The 21,077-nt window shown below is 64.1% G+C and carries 22 protein-coding genes; 11 read left to right on the top strand and 11 right to left on the bottom strand.

Annotation, left to right across the window (positions count from 1 at the left end; translation table 11 throughout):
* Positions 1-56 precede the first annotated feature (56 nt).
* The 3 genes from ACAD63_RS27395 to ACAD63_RS27385 form a co-directional block, all read right to left on the bottom strand.
* Positions 57-1,841, bottom strand: a complete 1,785-nt coding sequence (locus ACAD63_RS27395; RefSeq protein ID WP_434034041.1) for an acyl-CoA dehydrogenase — start codon at positions 1,839-1,841, stop codon at positions 57-59.
* A gap of 229 nt (positions 1,842-2,070) precedes the next feature.
* Positions 2,071-3,006 (bottom strand): AraC family transcriptional regulator, encoded by a 936-nt coding sequence (locus ACAD63_RS27390; protein ID WP_135703936.1) that lies wholly within the window; start codon positions 3,004-3,006, stop codon positions 2,071-2,073.
* A gap of 201 nt (positions 3,007-3,207) precedes the next feature.
* On the bottom strand, positions 3,208-3,723 hold the full coding sequence (locus ACAD63_RS27385) for a MarR family winged helix-turn-helix transcriptional regulator (protein WP_135702632.1): 516 nt from the start codon (positions 3,721-3,723) through the stop codon (positions 3,208-3,210).
* A 318-nt stretch (positions 3,724-4,041) separates the two neighbouring features.
* On the opposite strand from ACAD63_RS27385, the gene ACAD63_RS27380 reads away from it, so the two are divergent.
* Positions 4,042-4,434: a hypothetical protein gene (locus ACAD63_RS27380; protein WP_135702634.1), complete on the top strand. Its 393-nt coding sequence runs from the start codon at positions 4,042-4,044 to the stop codon at positions 4,432-4,434.
* 90 nt (positions 4,435-4,524) lie between these two features.
* Here ACAD63_RS27380 and ACAD63_RS27375 read toward each other — a convergent pair whose 3' ends face one another.
* From ACAD63_RS27375 to ACAD63_RS27365, 3 genes are all read right to left on the bottom strand, one after another.
* The gene (locus ACAD63_RS27375) at positions 4,525-5,904 is read right to left on the bottom strand and encodes an MFS transporter (RefSeq protein ID WP_135702636.1); all 1,380 of its coding nucleotides are present in this window, start codon (positions 5,902-5,904) and stop codon (positions 4,525-4,527) included.
* A 349-nt stretch (positions 5,905-6,253) separates the two neighbouring features.
* Positions 6,254-6,778, bottom strand: coding sequence for a 2-oxo-4-hydroxy-4-carboxy-5-ureidoimidazoline decarboxylase (gene uraD, locus ACAD63_RS27370; protein ID WP_135702638.1), 525 nt, complete (start codon positions 6,776-6,778; stop codon positions 6,254-6,256).
* A 130-nt stretch (positions 6,779-6,908) separates the two neighbouring features.
* On the bottom strand, positions 6,909-7,865 hold the full coding sequence (locus ACAD63_RS27365) for a LysR family transcriptional regulator (protein WP_133094712.1): 957 nt from the start codon (positions 7,863-7,865) through the stop codon (positions 6,909-6,911).
* 411 nt (positions 7,866-8,276) lie between these two features.
* Here ACAD63_RS27365 and ACAD63_RS27360 point away from each other — a divergent pair, with 411 nt between their 5' ends.
* From ACAD63_RS27360 to uraH, 3 genes are read left to right on the top strand one after another with little or no spacing between them, the layout of a single operon-like run.
* On the top strand, positions 8,277-9,617 hold the full coding sequence (locus tag ACAD63_RS27360; protein WP_434034658.1) for an MFS transporter: 1,341 nt from the start codon (positions 8,277-8,279) through the stop codon (positions 9,615-9,617).
* A gap of 1 nt (position 9,618) precedes the next feature.
* Positions 9,619-10,140, top strand: coding sequence for a hydroxyisourate hydrolase (locus tag ACAD63_RS27355; protein WP_135702640.1), 522 nt, complete (start codon positions 9,619-9,621; stop codon positions 10,138-10,140).
* Positions 10,141-10,167: 27 nt separating this feature from the next.
* Positions 10,168-10,503 carry a hydroxyisourate hydrolase gene (gene uraH / locus ACAD63_RS27350; RefSeq protein WP_434034657.1) on the top strand — a complete coding sequence of 112 codons (336 nt, stop codon included), beginning with the start codon at positions 10,168-10,170 and terminating at the stop codon, positions 10,501-10,503.
* An 8-nt stretch (positions 10,504-10,511) separates the two neighbouring features.
* Here the strand turns inward: uraH and ACAD63_RS27345 are convergent, their stop codons facing one another.
* From ACAD63_RS27345 to ACAD63_RS27335, 3 genes are all read right to left on the bottom strand, one after another.
* The gene (locus ACAD63_RS27345) at positions 10,512-11,900 is read right to left on the bottom strand and encodes a hypothetical protein (RefSeq protein WP_195427372.1); all 1,389 of its coding nucleotides are present in this window, start codon (positions 11,898-11,900) and stop codon (positions 10,512-10,514) included.
* A gap of 11 nt (positions 11,901-11,911) precedes the next feature.
* On the bottom strand, positions 11,912-12,355 hold the full coding sequence (locus tag ACAD63_RS27340; RefSeq protein WP_135702646.1) for a DUF305 domain-containing protein: 444 nt from the start codon (positions 12,353-12,355) through the stop codon (positions 11,912-11,914).
* A gap of 119 nt (positions 12,356-12,474) precedes the next feature.
* Positions 12,475-14,001 carry a Fic family protein gene (locus tag ACAD63_RS27335; protein WP_434034656.1) on the bottom strand — a complete coding sequence of 509 codons (1,527 nt, stop codon included), beginning with the start codon at positions 13,999-14,001 and terminating at the stop codon, positions 12,475-12,477.
* A gap of 452 nt (positions 14,002-14,453) precedes the next feature.
* Between ACAD63_RS27335 and ACAD63_RS27330 the strand changes: the two genes are divergently transcribed.
* The 3 genes from ACAD63_RS27330 to ACAD63_RS27320 all read left to right on the top strand — a co-directional run bounded on the left by ACAD63_RS27330 (position 14,454) and on the right by ACAD63_RS27320 (position 16,292).
* Positions 14,454-15,260, top strand: coding sequence for a hypothetical protein (locus ACAD63_RS27330; RefSeq protein ID WP_135702650.1), 807 nt, complete (start codon positions 14,454-14,456; stop codon positions 15,258-15,260).
* Positions 15,261-15,363: 103 nt separating this feature from the next.
* Positions 15,364-15,819, top strand: a complete 456-nt coding sequence (locus ACAD63_RS27325) for an antitoxin Xre/MbcA/ParS toxin-binding domain-containing protein (RefSeq protein WP_135702652.1) — start codon at positions 15,364-15,366, stop codon at positions 15,817-15,819.
* Complete coding sequence (locus ACAD63_RS27320) at positions 15,816-16,292, top strand: RES family NAD+ phosphorylase (RefSeq protein WP_133094703.1); 477 nt, start codon at positions 15,816-15,818, stop codon at positions 16,290-16,292. The genes ACAD63_RS27325 and ACAD63_RS27320 overlap by 4 nt, the downstream gene beginning before the upstream one ends.
* A gap of 53 nt (positions 16,293-16,345) precedes the next feature.
* Here ACAD63_RS27320 and ACAD63_RS27315 read toward each other — a convergent pair whose 3' ends face one another.
* Both ACAD63_RS27315 and ACAD63_RS27310 read right to left on the bottom strand, forming a co-directional pair.
* A complete protein-coding gene (locus ACAD63_RS27315) occupies positions 16,346-17,422 on the bottom strand; it encodes a porin (protein ID WP_133094702.1) in 1,077 nt (358 codons plus the stop codon).
* Positions 17,423-17,880: 458 nt separating this feature from the next.
* Positions 17,881-18,468 (bottom strand): hypothetical protein, encoded by a 588-nt coding sequence (locus tag ACAD63_RS27310; RefSeq protein WP_133094701.1) that lies wholly within the window; start codon positions 18,466-18,468, stop codon positions 17,881-17,883.
* 180 nt (positions 18,469-18,648) lie between these two features.
* Here ACAD63_RS27310 and ACAD63_RS27305 point away from each other — a divergent pair, with 180 nt between their 5' ends.
* The 4 genes from ACAD63_RS27305 (at position 18,649) to ACAD63_RS27290 (ending at position 21,067) form a co-directional block, all read left to right on the top strand.
* Entirely contained in the window at positions 18,649-18,915 is a 267-nt protein-coding gene (locus ACAD63_RS27305; protein WP_135702658.1) for a hypothetical protein, read from the top strand.
* A 342-nt stretch (positions 18,916-19,257) separates the two neighbouring features.
* Positions 19,258-19,629: a PHA-granule associated protein 4 gene (locus ACAD63_RS27300; protein ID WP_133094699.1), complete on the top strand. Its 372-nt coding sequence runs from the start codon at positions 19,258-19,260 to the stop codon at positions 19,627-19,629.
* Positions 19,630-19,774: 145 nt separating this feature from the next.
* Positions 19,775-20,203: a GNAT family N-acetyltransferase gene (locus ACAD63_RS27295; RefSeq protein ID WP_133094698.1), complete on the top strand. Its 429-nt coding sequence runs from the start codon at positions 19,775-19,777 to the stop codon at positions 20,201-20,203.
* Between the two features lie 96 nt (positions 20,204-20,299).
* Positions 20,300-21,067 carry a ParA family protein gene (locus ACAD63_RS27290; protein WP_133094697.1) on the top strand — a complete coding sequence of 256 codons (768 nt, stop codon included), beginning with the start codon at positions 20,300-20,302 and terminating at the stop codon, positions 21,065-21,067.
* Positions 21,068-21,077 lie beyond the last annotated feature (10 nt).

The following is a 21,077-nucleotide window of genomic DNA, read 5'->3' as shown; positions in this document are numbered from 1 at the left end:
TAAAAAAAGCGGCCCGAAGGCCGCCTGTGTCTACTACGCTACGCGCTGAAGCGCGGTCAGAACTGCTCCGGCGTCAACGCATTGACCGGCGCGGCACCGCCGACGACGGCATCGCGCAGCGCCGTTGCCTGCGACAGGATGTGCTGTGCGAAGAAATGCGCCGTGGCGATCTTGGCGTCGTGGAAGTTCGGATCCTCGGCGCGCTTCGCATCCGCGGCCAGCATGGCCCGGCCCAGCTGCCAGCCCGAGAACACGATGCCGCACAGCTTCAGGTACGGCACGCTGCCGGCGAACACGGCATTCGGGTCCGACTTGGCATTGGCCACCACAAACTCGACCACCGCTTCCAGCGCCGCGCGGCCATTGGCCAGCTGCGCCTGGACCGCGGTAAAGGCCGCGCCGCCATGCTTGCCCAGCGCGGCCTCGGTCTCGGCGATCTGCGCGCAGATCGCGCGCGCCACCGCGCCGCCGTCGCGCAGGGTCTTGCGGCCGACCAGGTCGTTGGCCTGGATGGCCGTGGTGCCTTCGTAGATCGGCAGGATGCGGGCGTCGCGATAATGCTGCGCGGCGCCGGTTTCCTCGATAAAGCCCATGCCGCCGTGCACCTGCACGCCGAGGCTGGTGACGTCGATCGACAGCTCCGTGCTCCAGCCCTTGACCACCGGCACCAGGAATTCATAGAACGCCTGGTTCTGCTTGCGCACGGCTGCGTCCGGATGCTGGTGCGCGGTGTCGCTGGCGGCCGCGGCCACATAGGCGACGGCGCGGGCGCCTTCGGTCAGCGCGCGCATCGTCATCAGCATGCGCTTGACGTCGGGGTGATGGATGATGGTGACGCCTTCACGCGCCGAGCCGTCGACCGGGCGGCTCTGCACGCGCTCGCGCGCATACGCCACGGCCTGCTGGTAGGCGCGCTCGGACACCGCGACGCCCTGCATGCCGACGGCGAAGCGGGCCGAGTTCATCATGATGAACATGTACTCCAGGCCACGGTTCTCTTCGCCCACCAGCGTGCCGATGGCGCCGCCGTGGTCGCCGAACTGCAGCACGGCGGTCGGGCTGGCCTTGATGCCGAGCTTGTGTTCGATCGACACGCAGTGCACGTCATTGCGCTCGCCCAGGCTGCCGTCGGCGTTGACCAGGTACTTGGGCACGATGAACAGCGAGATGCCCTTGACGCCTTCGGGCGCGTCGGGCGTGCGGGCCAGCACCAGATGGACGATGTTCTTCGCCATGTCGTGCTCGCCGTAGGTGATGAAGATCTTGGTGCCGAAGACCTTGTAGGTGCCGTCGCCCTGCGGCTCGGCGCGGGTGCGCACCGCGGCCAGGTCCGAGCCCGCCTGCGGCTCGGTCAGGTTCATGGTGCCGGTCCACTCGCCGCTGATCAGCCTGGGCAGGATGGTGGCCTTCTGTTCGTCCGAGCCGGCGGTCAGCAGCGCTTCGATGGCGCCGTCAGTCAGCAGCGGGCACAGCGCGAACGACAGGTTGGCGCTGTTCAGCATTTCGATGCAGGCGGTAGAAATCAGCTTGGGCAGGCCCTGGCCGCCAAATTCCTGCGGATGCAGCACGCCTTGCCAGCCGCCTTCGCCGAACTGGCGGAAGGCATCCTTGAAGCCGGGGGTCGTGGTGACCACGCCATCCTTCCAGCTGCTCGGATCCAGGTCGCCGGTGCGGTTGAGCGGCGCCAATACCTGTTCGTTGAACTTGGCGGCTTCGTCGAGCACGGCCCCGGCCGTTTCCGGCGTGGCTTCCTCGAAGCCGGGCAGCTGGCTGACAGCTTCAAGACCTGCGAGCTCGTTCATCACGAACAGCATGTCTTTGAGCGGGGCACGGTAGGTCATGGATGTCTCCTGTCTGTACGTAGTACGTCTTTGTTCCTGGGTGGCGCGCAAGCCATGGCGCCTGGCCGCAATGCGGGCCGTGATGGGTGATTAACGAGATCGTAACGCGGGAAGCGCCGGCCGCGGCTATCCAAAGCTGCCCATTCATTGACGAAACCTGCCGCCCTATGCAAACCGGCGCGCGGGAATGCGCGCTGGCCGGCGGGCCCCGGCCGGGTGGCAGGATTTGTCAGGCGCTCGCGGGCATGGTCCGGTAGGCCTTGGGCGTGCTGCCGGTCCAGTTGCGGAAGGCGCGATGGAAGGCGGTCGGGTTGTCAAAGCCGATATCGAAGGCGATCTCCGCGATCGCGTCCGTGGTGCGCGTCAGCCGCTGGATGGCGATGTCCCGGCGGACCTCGTCCTTGATCGCCTGGAAGGTGGTGCCCTCGGCGGTAAGCCGCCGGCATAGCGTGCGCACGGAGAAGTGCAGGTCCTGCGCCACCGCTTCGATGGTCGGCGTCGCCGGCAGGCAGTCGGCCAGGTACTGGCGCACATGGTGGCACACCATCTGTTCCTCGAACGAGACGAAGATCCAGTCCTCCGGCGCGCGCGCCAGGAACTTCTGCAGGTCGGCCTTGCGTCGGCGCACCGGCATGTCCAGGTAGGCGTGGTCGAACCTGAGCAGCGTCTGGCGGCCGCCGAACTGCACGGGGCCGGGAAACAGGTAAAGCGAATCGCTGGCGCGCGGCGGCCGCGGGAAATCGAACTCCACCCGGGCCAGCGGGATGCGCTTGCCGATCAGCCAGGAGGCGACGCCGTGGACCAGCTTGAGCATCAGCTCGCTGCCCAGCGCGCTGACGCCGGGGCCGGCCGGGTCGGCCTGCAGCACGACCTCGCCGAAGCCGTCCTCGCGCCCGGACTCGAGCCGGAAATCGTCCAGGATCAGGTGGAAGAACTGGCCGAAGCGGTGCAGCGCCACCTCCAGCCGCGGCGCATCGAGCAGGCTCAGGCACAGGAACTTGAGCGTGCCGTTGCGCAGCGGCCGGCTGAAGATGCCGGGCATCTCGTCGTCCAGCTCCATCGCGAGTTCGCGGTAGAGCGTGGAAAACTGTTCCTCGGTCACGCGCGCGGCGGGGGCCTGCAACAGGCCACGCGGGATCCCGGCGCGCTCCGCCAGCCGCGCCATGGCGGCAGGGTCGGCACCGGACAGGAAGCCGTTGACCAGTGAAATCGGGACGGTGGCGGTGAACTGGGTCAATGTCGCGGGACGGGCAAGGCGGTACGGAAGCGGGGCGGTGCGTGGCTTATTTTGTCATAGCCCGGCGGGTGTCGGCGGCGCTACGGATGTCGTTGCTGGCCGTGTCGAGCGTCGCGACTGTGGCCGGTCCTACGCGGACCGTGCCGGTTCCTCCGGCGCGCGCGCGCCGGGGTCCGCCTCCATATGTACGCTGGCCAGGCCGGCGTTGAGCTGGTTCAGGAAATGGACCAGCGAAACCTTGTCGTCGAAGCCGAAACTCGCCAGTGCCTGGCGGTAGAACTCATAGATCCTGGGTTGCAGGCCGTTCCAGAACTCCCGCCCCTTTGGCGTCAGCACAACCTTCTTGGCGCGGCGGTCCACCGTGTCGGCCACACGCTGGACATGCTTTTCCCGCTCCAGCCGCTTGAGCACGCCATCGAGGCTTTGCCGGCTCACCACAAGGTATTCCGTCAGCTCGGAGAACGACATGCCTTCCGATACCTGCGGCCGCGACAGCGCCCCCAGCACGGACCACTGCACGGTAGTGATGCCGAGCGACTTGCTGGTCTGCCGGTCCAGCGTATTGCCGGCCTGGAACAGCCGGAAGAACAGCCGGTTATGGACGGATGCGTCGGACGGGTCGTACGTGGAATCTGGTTTGGTCATGGTGTGGGTTGGACACTGGCGCGCCGTGCGCTTGCCATGGGTGTGCCTATTCTAAGGCGGCGGGGAGCACACACGTGCGCGGGGCGAAGGGTGGGGCGGCGCGGGCCTGGTCCTACCTCAATCGGTCCGGATGTGTGTTGTCGTCCTCTTCTTCTGCATTTGCGCAAGGATCTTGATTATTATTTCTGCCGTTTGACAGGCAGAACCTGGCCTGGTATCGGATATTTCAGTAAATATGAGTAATGATATTGACGTATAGCCGGCGCATACCTAGTATTCTTCGGACTCTTGCTACAAAGGCTCGCTGGAACACAAGACATGGAAGTGGCACAAGCCGCGCGAACCCACCGGTCCACCCAACCGGAAATGGGCATCGCCGACATGCTCCATCGCATCCGCGCCGCGGCCCGGACCATCCCGGCCGAGGCAAGGCGCCAATGGCCCGGCGACGCCAATGCGGTGACACGCCGCCTCAGCCGACTGCTGTCGCTGGCCATGCGCCAGCAATCCGCGCTGGACATTGCGGTGATCCTGGGCAGTGCCGCCGAGCTTCGCTATTTCCCGGACGATGCGGCGCTGGAGCGGTGTACGCGCATGGTCGAGTCCCACGGTGGCAAGGCCATGCGTGCGGTCGTCTGGGCGGTCCGGCATCGCCGCGTGCGGGCCGGCGTAACTATTACCCGCCGTTTTATCGTCGACGCGGTCGACTGACCTCAAAGAAGAAGCGGGCCCTGGCATTGTGCCGGGCCCGCCCTCTATTTCCAGCGGCGCACCGTCGCGCCGCTCGCCAGCAAGACTTTCTCAGGTTCGCGCTTCAGCCACGCCCGGCACCACCGATGCCGGGGCCACGCTTGCCGCCGCATCGGCATGCTGCGCCGATGCCGACAGCCGATGGTTGATGCACGCCAGGGCCAGCGCACCCACGATCCCCGCGGCGCCGATGACCAGGAAGTTCTGCGCCAGCGGCAGCTGCAGCGAAACGATCAGCCCGATCAGCACCGGCGCCGCGATGGCGCCGAGCCGTCCGATGCCCGAGGCCATGCCTACGCCGGTCGAACGGATCGACACCGGATAGAACTGGCCGCTATATGCATAGGCGACGATTTGCGCGCCGGTAGTGCAGGCACCCACCGCGCCGATCAGCAGGTAGAGCATCTCGGTCGAGGTCTTGAACGTCATCAGGTACAGGAACCCGCCGCCCAGCAGGTACATCACCACCAGCACCCACTTGATATGGAACCGGTCGGCCAGCCAGCCGCCGCCGATCGCACCGACCACCGCGCCCACGTTCAGCGCGATCACGAAGCTGAGCGCCGAGCCCAGGCTGTAGCCCGACATCGCCATCAGCTTGGTCAGCCAGGTGCTGAGCGCATAGACCATGAACAGGCCGGTGAAGAAGGCGATCCAGAACATGACCGTGCTGAAGCCGCGCCCGTCCTGGAACAGGCGGGCCACCGGCACACCGGTGGCGCGGTCCTGCTGCGGTACGCGGAAGGTAGCGCCGGCATCCAGACGCAGTTGCGGGTCGATGCGCTGCGCGAGGGTGCGCAGGTCCTTTTCGTTCTGGCGCGACACCAGGAACGACAGCGACTCCGGCATCGTCTTCAGGATGAACGGGATCAGGAGCACCGGCACGCCGGCCGCGAAGAACACGATCTGCCAGCCAAATCCGGCAATGAACTGCTTGCCGATCACCGCGGCCAGGATGCCGCCGATGGCGTAGCCGGAGAACATCACCGTGGTCATGAAGCTGCGGATCCTGCGCGGCGAGTATTCCGTCATCTGCGCGACGATATTCGGCATGACGCCGCCGATGCCGAGGCCGGCGATAAACCGCATCACGCTGAACGTGACCGGATCGCTGGTCAGGCCTGCGGCCGCGGTGAACACGCTGAACAGGAACACGCACAGCGAGATCGTCCAGCGCCGGCCGATCCGGTCTGACAGGGCGCCCAGGAAGATGGCGCCGAACATCATGCCGAACAGCGCCGAGCTCGCCATGAAGCCGGCCGTCGACGCGGTGACGCCCATCTCCTTCATGATCGAAGGCAACGCGGCACCCGCAACGGCGATGTCATAGCCGTCGATGATGATCACCAGCAGGCACCAGGCCAGGACGCGCGCATGGAATCGGTTAAAGCGGGCGTTGTCGGCCAGCTTTTGTACATCAATGTGCTGCATTGTATGTCTCCTTCACCAATCTTCTTTTGAATGCTCAACAAGCGGCGAGGGCCTTGAAGCCGGCTCCCGGCCTGGGCTGGACGGAATATGGTTGAAGCGAGGTTATACGTCAAGATCATTACTTATATATAGACGAAAACCTAGGGTAATTCCGGTAAAAAAGTGCGGAATTGTCGGTTATTCGGTCAATAAGTTGATTTATCAAGGTATGCGGGTGGACGCCAATAGGTCCGGTCGCCGATTGATGCAATGCGCGCACCTGCAAGGGCCCGGCGCGCAGCGCTGAAAGCCGGGACGCGCGGCTGGCCTGGATCGCCTGATGGCCTGCGTCCCGCACCCGTCACGGCATTCAGGCCAGCGTACTGAGCCGTGCCTGCAGCCGCCCGCGCGTGATCGCGCCGATCTGCGCCAACGCCTCGTCCAGCTCCAGCTGCGTGCTGCGGTCGATACGGCGTTCCAGCGCGGCGAAGATGCCGTCGCGCGTGTAGTGCCGCACGCAGATGATGAACGGAAAGCCGTGCCGCGCGTGGTAAGCGGCATTCATGCGGTCGAGCGTGGCTTCCTGCTGCGCCGACATCGCGTCCAGCCCCGCGCTCTTCTGCTCGGCATTGGAATCCGCCGTCATGGTGCCGGAGCGGATATTGCCGGCGGACAGCATCGGGTGCAGGTTCAGGAAATCGCACTGGGCTTTCGCATCCAGCTTGCGGATGACATCCATCATCGCATCGTGCAGCGCGCTGGCCGAGGCAAAGGGCCGCTGCGCCCAGGCGCGTTCGGCGGCCAGCGGAAAATGTTCGAACACACTGCCGAACGCTTGCGTAAAGCCGGACTGGTCCAGCGCATTGACCGGCGCCAGATCGAGTGACTGTGACATGGACTGCTCTCCCGTAAGGCCCGCCGCAGTGGGCCGGGCATGGAAACCGAATACGGGCCGAGTATAGAAAGCAGGCATGGCCGCGGCGAGGGGCCCGGCCGTATAGGACGCATAACAGAATCCGATACCGCTAGGCGCGTCCGGCAGCGCCCAGGTCACGCAGGTCACGCAGCGCCTGCGACGCCGCCGTCAGCATGCCGCGCAGCCACGCATGCGCGGCCGAGCGGTGGCGCGCGGGATGCCACAGCTGGTAGAAGCGCATGAACGGGAACTCGATCGGCGGCCTGAGCACCGCCACCGGCACGTGCTGCGCGTGATAGTTGGCAAAGTGGCGGCCCGTGGTCAGGATCAGGTCAGTATCCGGGATCAGGCTCGGCGCGAGGTTGAAGTAGGGGCAGCTCACGCGGTTGTCGCGGTGCACGCGCATTGTGCTCAGGCCCGTGTCGACCAGCCCGCGCTGGTCGCGCGAGTAGGGCGTGGGCACGATATGCGCAGCGCCCAGGTAGGCCTGCGCGGTGAACTTGCCCGGCTGGTTATGCACGCTGTCCCGCGCCACCATGCAGACCACTTCGTCTTCCAGCAATACCGACAGGTGCAGGTGTTCCGGCGGATTAGGCCAGTTGCCGATCACGATATCGATGGCGCCCTCGGACAGCGCCTGCTCATAGTCGAAAGTGGCGGTCAGCGGAATCGCCGCGAGCCGCGCGTGCGGCGCCACGCGGCGGAACTCCCGCACCACGTGGGCAAAGAACGGCGGCGCGAGGTAGTCCGGCATGGCTACGGTAAAGCTCTGCTCGGTGGTGGCGGGGTCGAAGCGGTCGTCCGACACCAGCAGGTTGTCCAGCGCGCTCAGCGCCGCCTGCGCGTTGCGGGCGATCTGCAGGGCGCGCTCGGTCGGCACCATCACGTTCTTCTCACGCGTGAGCAGCGGGTCGTTGAAGATTGCGCGCAGCCGCTTGAGCGCCGAGCTGATGGCCGGCTGCGACTGGTTCAGGCGGATGGCGGTGCGCGAGACGCTCTGCTCGGCAATCAGGATGCACAGCACGCGCAGCAGGTAGGTATCAAAGGGGTCGTCGGCGCGGATCATGCGGAGTCTCGGGCGTTCTGGTCGGTAAGTAGGCGTGGGCAGCCGGCGGCGCAACCGTCGCATGTTACGTGCTGCCCATGGCGGCTTTGTAGCCTTTTGCGCACCGCACGGCAACGCGGTCGAACCCGCACGCGGGCGGGAGTGCTGCCCACCGGTGCCCCGCGCAGGGTGGCAAAGCCGGCGCCCTAGGGTAATCCATAGGTCTGCCAAGGGACCCGACAAATGACCGGAAACCCGCGCCAGGCAAGGCTTTCCGGGCCATATCCAAGCTGATATAGGGCCTATACCAGCCCCCCCGTTCCGCATTCCGGGCCCGTTCCTATACTTGCACCCAATCCAGACGGAAGGCCGACGCCGCAGCATCCCCGCGGCAGCGGCCGCACCACACAAACCGACAAGACAGGAGACTCCATGTCCATTACAAAACAGGGCGTTCCGCTGTTCGCCGGCACGGCGGACGATGCGGAAGCCAGCGTCTTCCGCAAGGTGTCGTGGCGCCTGCTGCCATTTCTTGGCGTGCTGTGGGTGCTGGCGTGGCTGGACCGCGTCAACATCGGCTTCGCCAAGCTGCAGATGCTGGATTCGCTGCGATTCAGCGAAGCGGTGTATGGCCTGGGCGCCGGCATCTTCTTCCTCGGGTATTTCTTCTTCGAAGTGCCGTCGAACATGCTGCTGCAGAAGATCGGCGCCAAGAAGACCATCATGCGCATCACCATCTGCTGGGGCGTGATCTGCATGCTGCAGACCTATGTCACCACGCCAACGCAGTTCTATATCCTGCGCTTCCTGCTGGGGGCGTTCGAGGCGGGCTTCTATCCCGGCGTGATCCTCTACCTGACCTACTGGTATCCGTCCGAGCGGCGCGCCCGCGCCTTCGGCACCTTCATGTCGGCATCGGCCATCGCTGGTGTGCTCGGCGGCCCGCTGGCCGGCTGGATCATGACCTCGATGGGCGGCGTGCACGGCATGCATGGCTGGCAATGGCTGTTTATCCTCGAAGGCATCCCGTCCGTGCTGGCCGGCATCTTTGCGTGGTTCTACATGACCGACAAGCCGGAGCAGGCCAGCTGGCTGAGCGACCACGAGAAGCGCGTGGTGCTCGATGCCCTGAAGCGCGACAACGCCGCCATGGGCGAGCGTGGGCACGACTGGCGCACGCTGTTCACCAACCGCAAGGTGTGGCTGCTGATCGCCATCTTCTTCTGCCTGCTGTGCGCCAATTCCACGCTGACCTTCTGGATCCCGACCATCATCAAGGAAGTCGGCTTCACCACGCCGATGGCGGTGGGCTGGATCGCGGCGGTGGCCTACCTCTGCGGCGCGGTCGGCATGATCGCCAACGGCGCCCACTCCGACCGCCGCAACGAGGTGCGCTGGCACTTCAGCGGCGCCGCGCTGACCGGCGGGGTAGCGATGGCCGTGCTGGCCGTGATGCTGGGCGCGCAGGCGCTGTCGCCGGTGATCACCTTGCTGGCCATGACCGCCGCGCTGGTCGGCACCATGAGCGCCATCCCCGTGTTCTGGCAACTGCCCAACCGCTACCTGGCGGGCAGCGCCGCCGCGGTGGGCGTGGCCCTGATCAACTCTGTCTCTAACCTCGCCGGCTTTGGCGCGCCCTATGTGATGGGCCTGATCAAGACCGCGACCGGCACGGTCAGCAGCGGCCTGTACCTGGTGGCCGCCATCGAAATCCTGGCTGCGGTGCTGGTTGTGTTCGGCATCCGCCGTCTCCATCACAAGCGCGAGGCCTGACATGCACGACGATCACGATCCCGGCTTCAATGCCGCCCGCCGCCGCTTTGGCCTGCAATCGATCACGCTGGGAGGCAGTGCGCTGCTGGCCGGCAACGCACTGGCCACCGGCCCGGCAACGGCGCCCGCACCCAACCAGACCGCGGGCCCGGTGCAGCAGGGCGGCCTCGGCCCCCGGCTGACCATGCACGCGCTCGACACCTGGCACGGCACGCCCGCCTCCGGCATGCGCGTGGACATGTACCGCGTCGAGAACGGACAGCCACGCCTGCTGCAGACGGTGACGCTCGCCGCCAACGGCCGCAGCGAACCGCCGTTGCTGCTCGGCGACGCCTACCGCACCGGCACCTACGAACTGGTGCTGCACGTGGACGAGTATTTCGCGGCCCGCAAGGCCAGCCTGCCGCAGCCGCTGTTCCTGTCGAAGATCCCGCTGCGCCTGCGCGTGACCGACGCCAGCCAGCGCATCCACCTGCCCGTGCTGTTCGGGCCGTGGAGTTACAACTACTACCGCGGCAGCTGATGCCGTCGCACTGAAAGGAGACAGACCATGGCAGGCATCAGCACCCACGTGCTCGACGTATCGCTCGGCAAGCCGATTGCCGGCATGCACATCGAACTGTTCGACGTCGGCACGCAGCCCCCGAAACTGATCGCAAAGGCGCGCACCAACAACGACGGCCGCACTGACTCGCCCATGCTGCCCGCCGCCCAGGCCCGCACCGGCGACTTCGAGCTGCGTTTCTGGGTGGCGGACTATTTCATGACGCCGGACACGTTCGCCGACATCGTGCCCGTGCGCTTCACCATCGCGGACGCCGCGCAGCACTACCACGTGCCGCTGCTGTGCTCGCCGTGGAGCTTCGGCACGTACCGCGGCAGCTGAAGCGCAAGCTACTGCGTGCCCGTCAGCACCGCATGGGAGGTGGTCGGCGGCGCGTTGCCCTCGACCACCAGCAGCGTGGCGGCGTCGGGCTGCTTCCCGGACAAGGCGGGCACCACCTCGCGCAACGGCCCGATGGCCGTGCCATTGGCGGCGCCTGCGGCATTGGTCCTGAAGCTTGCAACGGGCGTCCGGTGGCCGGACACGTAGACGTCGTAGACAGTCTGCGGCTTGAGCTGGAACAGGAACACTTCCAGCGCATCGACCAGGCCGAGGTTGCGTGCCACGACGAAGCCGCGCCCCGAGCCGGCGGTAGCCTTGAGCGGAATGTTGATGGGATCGCTGTTTGCCCGCGGCGTGAGGTTTGCCTTGCCATCGCCGGCCGGCACGGCGTTGGAGACATAGACCAGGGCCTGCGGTGCCTGTCCCACCGGAGTGCGGGCGATGACGCGCTGGGTGGCGGTGTCGATCACGTCGACGCCGTCGCCGTTTTCCAGGCCGACATACATGCGGCTGCCGTCATCGGACGGCCAGATGCCATGCGGCAGCGCGCCGACGGGGATGGTCGCGACGAGGCGCGGCTCGGCGTCGGTGGTGTAGACCTTGACCGCATTCTCGCCGCCGACCGTCACGTAGGCGAGCGTGCCGCGCGCGGTCCTGGCGAAGCCGAGATGGTTGGTGATAAAGCCGGTATCGAACACGCCCCTGACGCTGAGGTTTTTCGTGTCGATGCGGGTGACCTTGCCCACGTCCTTGTGCGTCATCCACACTTCGCTGAAGTCCGGGGTGAACTGCAGGAAGGGCGAAAACGGGCTGGCGACCGGAATGCGCTTGACCACCTGGTGCGTGGCGACGTCGATCACATCGACCTCGGGCGTAAAGCTGGACACGACGAAGGCGAGCTTGCCGTCGGGATGGAACAGCACCATGCCGGGCCCCGGTGCGGTCGGGATGCGGCGGATCTCCTTGTAGCTGGCCGGGTCGATCACCGAGATATAGTCCTCGCCGCGCACGACCACCCACGCTTCCTTGCCGTCGGCGGTAAAGAAGCCCTCGTGCGGCGAGCGGCCGATATAGGCAACGCCCTTGACCCGGTTCGTGGCGGTATCGATGAACGTTGCCGAGTTCGAGCCGTTGGAGACGACAAGCAGCGTCTTGTGATCCGGCGAGAAGCCCAGGCCATGCACGTTGATCTCGCCCTTGTAGAGCGGCGAAAGGATATCGGGCCGCGCGTTGCCAAGGCGGATCTGGCCGAGCAGCGTATTGGTGGCAGGGTTGATGACCGACACGGTGTTGCTGTTCTGGTCCGCCGTGTAGACGCGGTCGCTGGCGGCCGGTGCCGCGGCGGCAAGCGACGACGCCGTGGCCAGGACCAGCGCAAGCTGCGAGGTCTGCTTCATGTGGGCTTCCTTTAGTGAGAATGGGCAGGTGCCGGGTTGAGGCTCGGCGCGGCCTTCGGATGGCGGGCAAGCCAGGCTTGCATCAGGCGGATCTCGTTCTGCTGGTCGGTGATGATGCCCTGCGCCAGGTTGCGCAGTTCAGGATCCCTGGTGTCGAGCAGCAACGCCTTGGCCATGTCGATGGCGCCCTGGTGATGCGGGATCATCATCGCGACGAAGTCGTGGTCGGGGTCGCCGTTCATGGCGGCGGCGCGCATGCCGGCATCCATGACGGCCATTGCGTCGTCCATCCGTTGTGCGAACGGCTTTGCGGTGCTGGCGACAAAGGGTTCCGGCTGCCGCACCACTGGTGTCTGGCCATGACTATGCGACACCTCGACACCGCCTGCCAGGCAGTTCGATCCGGCCGTCGCCGCAAGGGCGGCGAGCATGAAAGCGGGCAGGGGGAGCTTCATGTGGCGTTCTCCAGGTTGTCGTTGGGCGGGCTACGTTGAAGTAAACACACCTGGAGCCGGCTTTATTCCACGTTGCCGGATTTTTTTTCGCGGTCGTCGAGACACCACCTCAGCCGAGGTCAGTCCGCCTTCACCGTGGCTTCGAAGTAGTCGGCGAATTCGTCGCGCACCACCTCTTCGATCCGCGCGATTTCTTCATCGGACAATTCCGTGAATCTGGCGCGCTTGCGGTTCGACAGCTCGCCGTGGTTCTGGACCACCAGGTCGATCAGGTTGGTGAGGCGCGGCTGGCGCAGGTCCAGCCATCCTTCGATCCGCGCCACGCTGGCGTCGAACGCCTTCAGGTACCGGATCTCCAGCGCGAGGTCTTCCTCGACGCACTGCTGGATGCATTCAAAGACAAACTCGCAAAGGGCGGTCGCATCGAACGACGCATACAGCCAGTTGGGCTGCGGCGACTTGATCAGGATGGTGTCGCTGTCCGAGTCCAGGACATAGTTCAGCAGCCCCGTGCGGGGCGCCGAGTAGTCCTTGAGCAAGCCGGCATAGACCTGCAGGTTCTTCAGCATGCTCGCCGAAACCGGCAATACGACACCCTCCGGCGTCACGCCGGCCTGGCGCAACAGATGGTGGATCAGGAAGCGGTGGATCCGCCCGTTGCCGTCATAGAACGGGTGGATATAGACAAAGCCGAACGAAACGCATGCCGCGATGATCAGCGGGTGCGCCGCCTTCGTCCTGATCAGGTCCGCAACCTGTGCCAGGCCTTCCATCATCGGCTCGACCTGCTGCGGGGGCGGGGGGATGTAGTCGGCAATGTTGCGCAGCCGTCCGCCGCGCGAGAGCCAGTTCTGGCGGTCGCGATAGGCGTACTCCGCCCGGATCGATGCAATGATTTCGTTCTGCCATTCGCAGAACTGCGCCTCGTCGAGCCGCACCGGGGCGCCGGCAAATTCCAGCAGGCGCCTGAACCTGGCGACACGCTGGTTGTCGGGCAGTTCCTTCTCGATCGAATACGTCGATCGGGTTTCAGCGAGATAGAGATAGTCCACCGCGCGGGCGAGCACTTCCGGTTCGAGCCGGTTGATCGCGGCGGCGATTTTTCCCGGCAGGTCGGCGCCGATCAATGCCTCAAGGCGCTCGGTGCGGCGTACCAGGGGGCAGAATGCCGCCGGGCCGAGGTGGTTGTTCAGGATCCCGAACTGTGCGTCGATCTGGCTTGTGCCGGTTACATAGTCCGCTTCGTCAAGCGCTGGAACCCGCGCGGTTCCGGCTGGCAGCTTGTAGTCGAATTCAGCGCCGGCAAGCCACTTCGCGTAGAAGCCGCCCAGCCGTGCATAGCGCGACCCGGGCGAGGACGCCAGCCACTGGGCGACCTCGTCAATCGCCGGCTGGTGCTCGAACAGGGCGGCGAGCACGGTCAGGTTCAACGGCTCCTTGCGCAACGCAAAGGTGAGGTGGTCAACTGTCGTGTCGCCGCCGCGGTAGCGGTTCCTGGGATAGACCGTCTTCACGCTGCCGTCCGCACCGGTATGCGTGCTCAGGACCCCCGTCTTGTCTGAAAGCTCGGAGGTGGAATGCAGGGGCGGTACGCGAAGCCTGAACTTCGCGATCAGGGCGCTGTAGCCGAGTGGAGCGTGAGCCATAGACGGACTGCGGTGTGAATTAATGGATGCATGGGCGGTTACCAGAGTTTATATGCCGCTTACCGATTCGTCTATTTTGGCTGGGTCATCTTACTAAATTGCCTATGCTGGCCGGGCACCCCGGTTTGCGAATTTGCCTATACGACTTACCGATGCAACTATCCTTCGCGATGATGGTTACCAGTTTGCATATAATCAACGGCCGTTTTGCGATTGACGGTGCACGTCAGTACCCGGGAAAAGATCGAGCAGGACGATCTCCACGGTCGCCGAAACCGCATCGTTTGGTTTCGGCGAAACTACAAGCGCTCGCTCGTCGGGCTGGCCGAGCAGGCAATCGGGGGGCAGCGGCGAATGCCGCCGCGTCCCGGTAAAATGATGATGTTTTGACAGGCAGTGATGGACAGTGCACAGCTGAAGGCTGTGGGCTGCGTTGTTCGTAGGGGAGTAAAGTGGTTTTCCTGGATTTGTTCCGCACCAAGAAAAAGGCAATCGCGCCGCGGCCCGCAGCGCTGCGCATGCCGTCTGCGCCGACAGCGCTTGTTCCTGTGCGCGCTTACGACCGGGTTTTCGCGCAAGTCATGGAAACGGTCGAGGGCATTTCCGCTGAAGAGAAATCCCAACTGCGGGACCTGGTGACGGAGACGGGTAGCGATGGGCTCAATCTCGGAGGCTACTTCGAGAAAGGTTATGAAGTCTTCTTCAAGGGCCGCCAGTGGAAGTGGGGCGAATATGAAGAATGGCGCGACACATTCGAGCGGCTGGGGTCCTTCCCGTCCAACTGGATCGATGTCGATCAAATCGCCAGACTCGGCACGCGAAGTACTTCTGACAAGCTGCTGGAGCTAAGGATATTCGAGCTCAGGGAATTCCTGGCCGCCGAGGGAATTTCTTTCGACCCTGACGCCCCCAAGGCTCAACTCGCGTCCTTGGCGGAGCACGCACCAGGTTTGACCGCGTCGTCCCTGTGGGCGCGCCTGCATCGGAACGAAGAAGAGGCGCGGCAGAGGGCAGAAGCGCGTCGGCCAAAGGCGCTCTACGACTTGTTGATGCGGACCATCGCCTATCGGGCCAAGAGTGTTCGCGACCTCGAGCGAGCGCACTCCAACGGAATCCACCGGCACGAAGTCATGCTCGTCCTGGAAGCGGACCGCAAGTTCATCGATCTCGCGCGCAAGAAAAATCCCCAGGCCGTGCCGCCGTACTATCCCAACGACTTCACGCAGCTCAGGCCTATCGTCGACTTCACCAAGCAGTAACCTGCGGGGCGCCTGTTTATGTGCCTCAAGGACGATATTGCGTGTCGCGGCACGACTTTGGCAAAATGCCTATAATCGAATGGCAAATTGCCAAGGTACAGATATGCAGACGATAGAGTTCAAGCCCTCGGGTAGCGTGGCGCCGCGGAACCGCTATCTTGACAGCCTGAGTGACGTTCTCAACGCAGACATTCGCTCAGGCGCCGATCTTGTCGCGCTCGCCGTGGAGCGGCTGCCCGCCGACACCATGGAGCGTTTACTGCATGCAGGCCTGGTGTGGGACGAGATCAGCTTTATTATCCCGCGCCGCACGCTCAGCCACAGGCGCGAGCGCGGCGAGTCGCTCACGGTGGACGAATCGGACAAGGCCATTCGGCTGGCGCGGATTCTCGCGCAAGCCATCTCCACCTTCGGCGAAGCCGATCGGGCACTGGCCTGGCTGAGAGCCGGCCAGCAACGCTTTGCCGGCAAGTCGCCGCTTGAACTGGCGGGCACGGAACAGGGCGCACGCCTGGTCGAGGAAGAACTGCTTCAGATCGATGAAGGGTATTTCGCCTGATGTACCTGTGGCGGATCAGCAATTACGCCGACCTGAAAGGGTTGGGCGGACTTCGGGCGGGCGGCCGGTGGCATTTTCCAGGCCAGCCAGTCGTCTACCTCGCCGAGCATCCGGCGCTGGCATTCCTGGAGATCCTCGTCCATCACGAGGTGGCGAGGATCGAGGACCTGCCGAAGCAATACCAGCTGCTCCAGGTAGAAGTCCCCGAGTCGGTGGCCGTGGCCGAAATTGCGGCATTGCCCGAAGACTGGAAAACCGACAGCCAGTGGTCCAGAAGCGCCGGCACGGAATGGCTTGCCGCTCGCACCAGCTTGCTGCTGAAGGTGCCGAGCGTGCTGGTGCCATACGCCTCCAACTACGTCCTCAATCCCGAACATCCGGATGCGACCGCCGTCAGGATTGTCCTGGCCACGCGCGTCGATCACGATCCCAGGATTCTGTCGCTGCTGACGGAGCCGAAAGCGCAGGGCTAGAAGCCAGGGCACAAGCAACGCGCCCGGCGGTTCGCGGCACTACAGGTAGGGAGTCAGAACCGGTGGCGGATGCCCATCACCGCACCCAGCTGGTTCTGGCCGGGCTGGACGTTAATGACCGCTGTCGACCCGCTGCCGCTGTTGTAGCCGTTGACGCCCAGGTACGACTGGTCCTTGTTCAGGGCGTAGGCCACGGACGCGTACAGATCGGTGCGCTTGCTGAACGTATAGTCGCCCGTCACAACGAACTGCCACGGGTCCGACCCGGTGTGGCGGAAGTCCTGGTAATAGGTTGCACCCATCAGCGAGAAAGCGGGGGTCAGCTTGTAAGTCAGGCCAAGCCAGTAGAGGTTCGCACCGGCATTGGGAGCTTGCGCACCTGGCAGCATGGCGCCGTCGAAAGCCTTGGCCAGGCGATACCCGGCAAAGATCTTGGCCGCGCCCGCCGTGTACGTGCCGGCGATCGCATAGCGCCGCAGCGAGGGCGCCTGGTTGGCCGGCGTGCCGACGTGCACATCGTCATAGCCCACGCCCACCGCAACGGGACCGCTGGCGTAGCTCAGGTAGGCGCCGTAATCGCGGCCGAAGACGTTGCTGCCCGCCACCTCATTGCCATTGTTCTGGAACGAATAAAAGGCTGCGCCGGATAACGCGCCAAAGGTGCCTGCATATTTCACGGCGTTGTCCGCGCGCGCGCCAAACTCCGGCGCGATCCCCAGGATGCCGTAGCGGTCGGCAGTCGCGGCGGGATCATAAAAGGCATTGAAGTCGCGCAGGGCGGTCTGTTGCCGACCGAACAGAAGTGCGCCATATCGGCTTTCCACTCCGACGTATGCATTGCGCCCGAACAGGCGCCCGCCCTGGGCCGAGTTGCCGGTGTCCAGGTCGAAACCGCTTTCCAGCAGGAAGACTGCCTTCAGGCCCGTGCCCAGGTCCTCGGTGCCGCGCAGGCCCCAGCGTGAGCCGGACTGGTTGCCGGAGCTCAGCCTGAACAGGTTGTCGCCCTCGGGACCAACGTGGTTGTTGTATTCGACGCCAATATCGGCAATGCCAAACAGGGCCACGCTGGATTGGGCGTGGGCAGTGCCGGCAGCCAAGGATGCGGCAAGCAGGGCGATTGTCTGTTTCATGGCTCCTCCGGTTTTCTGTTTTTACTCACGGGTCCCTCCGCCCCGACGGCAGGCGGAACGAAGCAGGCCTGCTAAGGCAAGCATAGGCCATGCCCTCGCACCTGGGCACGGTGCGAGACCTGACGGTCGAAGAGGGAAGGTGCGCCGCCGAACTGGCCGCCCTCGACTTGCTGGCGCAGAACCCGGCCGGTACGCCCGCCATAAACGGCCAGTTCACAAACATGTCACTCGATGGACATATCGTCCGAGTGCCCGGAGCCACAGGTCAATATGGGAAGGAAGGGACATGAACCGAAAAGCAAAATTGCTCCCGCTCGTGCAGTCGCGTTCAGGGCTCAGGCGCTATGCGGTTTCACCATAATGCGCCCCGCGATTGGTTTCGCATAATAAACCTTATGTTAAATGCAGGTGAGCCTGACATGCCTCAGGTGCCTTGATTTCCCGGCCATGTCCGCCCTTCAGCGGCTCGTCTTCGGCGCCATCGACACGGCAATCGCTTCTGTGTAGACCGCCTGCACCTGGTCGCCGCGATGGATGGCCTTGAGCTGCTGCGCATCGCTGACATGCACGTCGACCGTTTTCCCCTTTGGGCCCTTGAGCGTCACCATGCCGGTCTTGCGGTCGACGTTCACGACATCCGCGGTCACGGTCACCTCGCGGCCTATGCTGCCGCCGGGCTTGGCTCCGGGCGGCGCGCGTTCGATCGTCTCGCGCTCGATGGCCGAGCGCATGCCGGTCTGACGGGTCATGCTGACGGACAGCGCTCGCTTGTACTCGACGGCCACCACGTCGCCAATGCGGACCTGGTCGAAGTTCCGCACGTCGTCGCCGACCTGCAACTCGGTAACCTTGCCTTGCTTGTCCTTTAACGAGACTGTGCGCGTGGCACTGTCGATGGCCACCACGGTCGCGGTGGTCTTGACTGTCTCGGTCGCCATCATTGCCCCGACGCCGGACGCGACGTGCACGCTGGATTCTGGCTGGGCTGGCGTTGCACCACTGGCTGCGGCCAGCGCGCAGGCTACGAGTAGCTTGTTGAAATGCATGCTCGCCTCCATGGCGCGGAGAAACTTTCGGTTACGTGAGGTTTAGTTCATCCACGCCAAAGTACAAGCCGCGCTGCAAACCTGGACTTGGGGGCGCGAAGCCACAGGACCCTACCAGGCTGTCTTGTTCACCTAGACTAATGGACAGCGGCAAACATAGCGCGCGGTAAGGGAGGAGACATGGAAGCAACCTTCTTTCCCGCCATTCTGGTGGCGGCGGCATTGGCTTGTTTCGTTTGGCAATTGCGAAACCGGTTCCTGCTGTACTGCAAATGGTCCGGTGCGGTCTCGCGACGCGAAAGCCGGTTCATGACCTGCAGCTTCGCTGGGTGGAGTGAAAACATCGGACGGCGCACAGCATACTCGCAATCATTTTTCCCGCTATCGGCCAAAAGGATTAGCTGCATATATACCTTCTCCTCGTTGCCAAGTCCTGGTTTGCGCTGAAGAATTCAGTCATGGACCACGGGAGGCTGACGATGGAAATGCGTTGGGAGAAACTCTACTCAGGCGGCCTGGCCGAATTCCACAAGTCCGAATCCGGGGCCTGCCGCGCGGCGCGGCGCGCAAGCGCGTTGGACGCAGTGTGGCTGGGGGCGCTGTTGACGGTATTGATAATCGGTAGCGCCCTCCTCTTCAAATGACACCGACACGGGGACGCCCGGCCTCATGTCGTCTCCAGTCGGGTGCCAGGCAAGATGGCCACGCCATGCGCTTCGCATCCGCTTGCGTCATGCCCCGCCTCATAGGTATAGTCACCCGCGATGACTCCATCGCGGAGACTTGCCGATGAGCGCCTTCATTGCACGCAGCCGGGCCAGCGCAGTGGCGTACATCAACGCCTGCGCGAAAGGTACTGTCGAGCTGGACTATGAGACAGCGTGGGAGGATGCGATCGAGCTCGGGCGGCTGGGCCAGAAGCTGGGCGTCGATGTCCAGTACCGGACAGTCGAGCATATCTGCGTCGAATCTGCCGACGCCCTGACACGCGGACTGCGTGAAGAGAAGCGGACCTTCCGGCAGCGATACCTCTATTGCAGGTTCGACATGGTTGCACTGCCTGAGACGATCCTGTGCGAACTCGAGTCGCTTGCCATCGAGCATGGCGACTACATCTTGCCCGGCCATTTGCTCGGGGAAACCACCCTGGTCTGGCGCTAGTAATATCCGCGGGATCACTGCGCCCTGCAGTGTGGCGTCGTGGCCTGAGGTGGCGATAGGCAAATTCACCTAAGGATCAATCCCTACAGGCATTATGTCCCCTCGAAAGTAGGATAAGAGGACGAACTATGCGAGGGTTTCCGCTATGCGTCCTCACTATGCTACCGAGGCGGACTGGCCGGACATTAAGGCGCTCCTGCACGCCTCATCATTATCCGTGGCGGGGGTTCAGGACCGGATCGGCCAATATATGGTAATCCGGGATAACGCCGGCCTGCTCGGCTGCGCAGGGCTGGAGCGCTATGAGAATACGGGCGTCCTAAGGGGCCTCGCCGTTGCACAGCGCGCCCGCTCATCCGGCCTCGGCGAACTCCTCATTTCCGCCATTGTCGCGGACGTGCGTCGCGACGGCGTCGAATCTATCGTGCTGCAGACCAGCAATGCCTCCGGCTACTTCGCGCGAATGGGCTTTACGCCTATCAGCTACGCGGAACTCGCTCCGGCGGTTCTTGCCTCCCCGGCCATGCGCCGCGACCAGGTCGAAGCCGGGACACTGATGCAAATCGCGCTGTGAACATAGCGCTGTGAAAATCGCCACCTGTGCCGTGGCCGCGCCCTCCCTCGCTAAGGTATGCTTTCGCCTTCAAAACGGTCTTCGGCAGGGGAAGAAATGCGGCGCGTCGTATTCAATCAAAAAGGCGGAGTTGGCAAGTCAACAATCGTATGCAATCTCGCGGCGATCAGCGCCAGCGAAGGCTTGCGCACTTTGGTCGTTGACCTGGATGCCCAGGGCAATTCGACCCAGTACCTGATGGGCGCGCGCGCCGGCGACGCAAGCCCGAGCGCGGCAAACTTCTTCGAGGCGTCCCTGACCTACAGCTTCAAGCCGGTGGACCTGGCGTCATTTATCCACCCGACGCCTTTTGAGAATCTCGATGTGATGCCCGCGCATGCCGACCTCGACGCGCTGCATGGCAAGCTTGAATCCCGCTACAAGATCTACAAGCTGCGCGATGCCCTGGTCGAGCTGGAGGCGACCTACGACGCGATTTACATCGATACTCCGCCAGCCCTGAATTTCTATACCCGTTCGGCGCTGATTGCCGTGGAGCGGTGCCTGATCCCGTTCGACTGCGATGATTTTTCGCGGCGAGCGCTTTACACGCTGCTCGATAACGTGAAGGAAATCCAGCAAGACCATAACGATGCGCTGGAGGTCGAGGGCATCGTCATCAACCAGTTCCAGCCGCGTGCCAGCTTGCCGGCAAAGCTGGTGGAAGAACTGGTCACCGAGGGACTGCCGGTACTCGAGTCGCGGCTGTCTTCGTCGGTAAAGATCCGGGAATCGCATCAGCACGCCATGCCGATGATCCACCTTGACCCGCGGCACAAGCTGTCGCAGGAGTACCTGGCGCTGCACCGGGAACTGGCGGGCTGAAGGCCGTCAT

It is taken from the genome of Cupriavidus sp. a3, assembly GCF_051015765.1.
GTDB lineage: Bacteria > Pseudomonadota > Gammaproteobacteria > Burkholderiales > Burkholderiaceae > Cupriavidus > Cupriavidus oxalaticus_A.
Note: the sequence above shows the minus strand (reverse complement) of the source record. Positions and strands in the feature narration are given on the sequence as shown.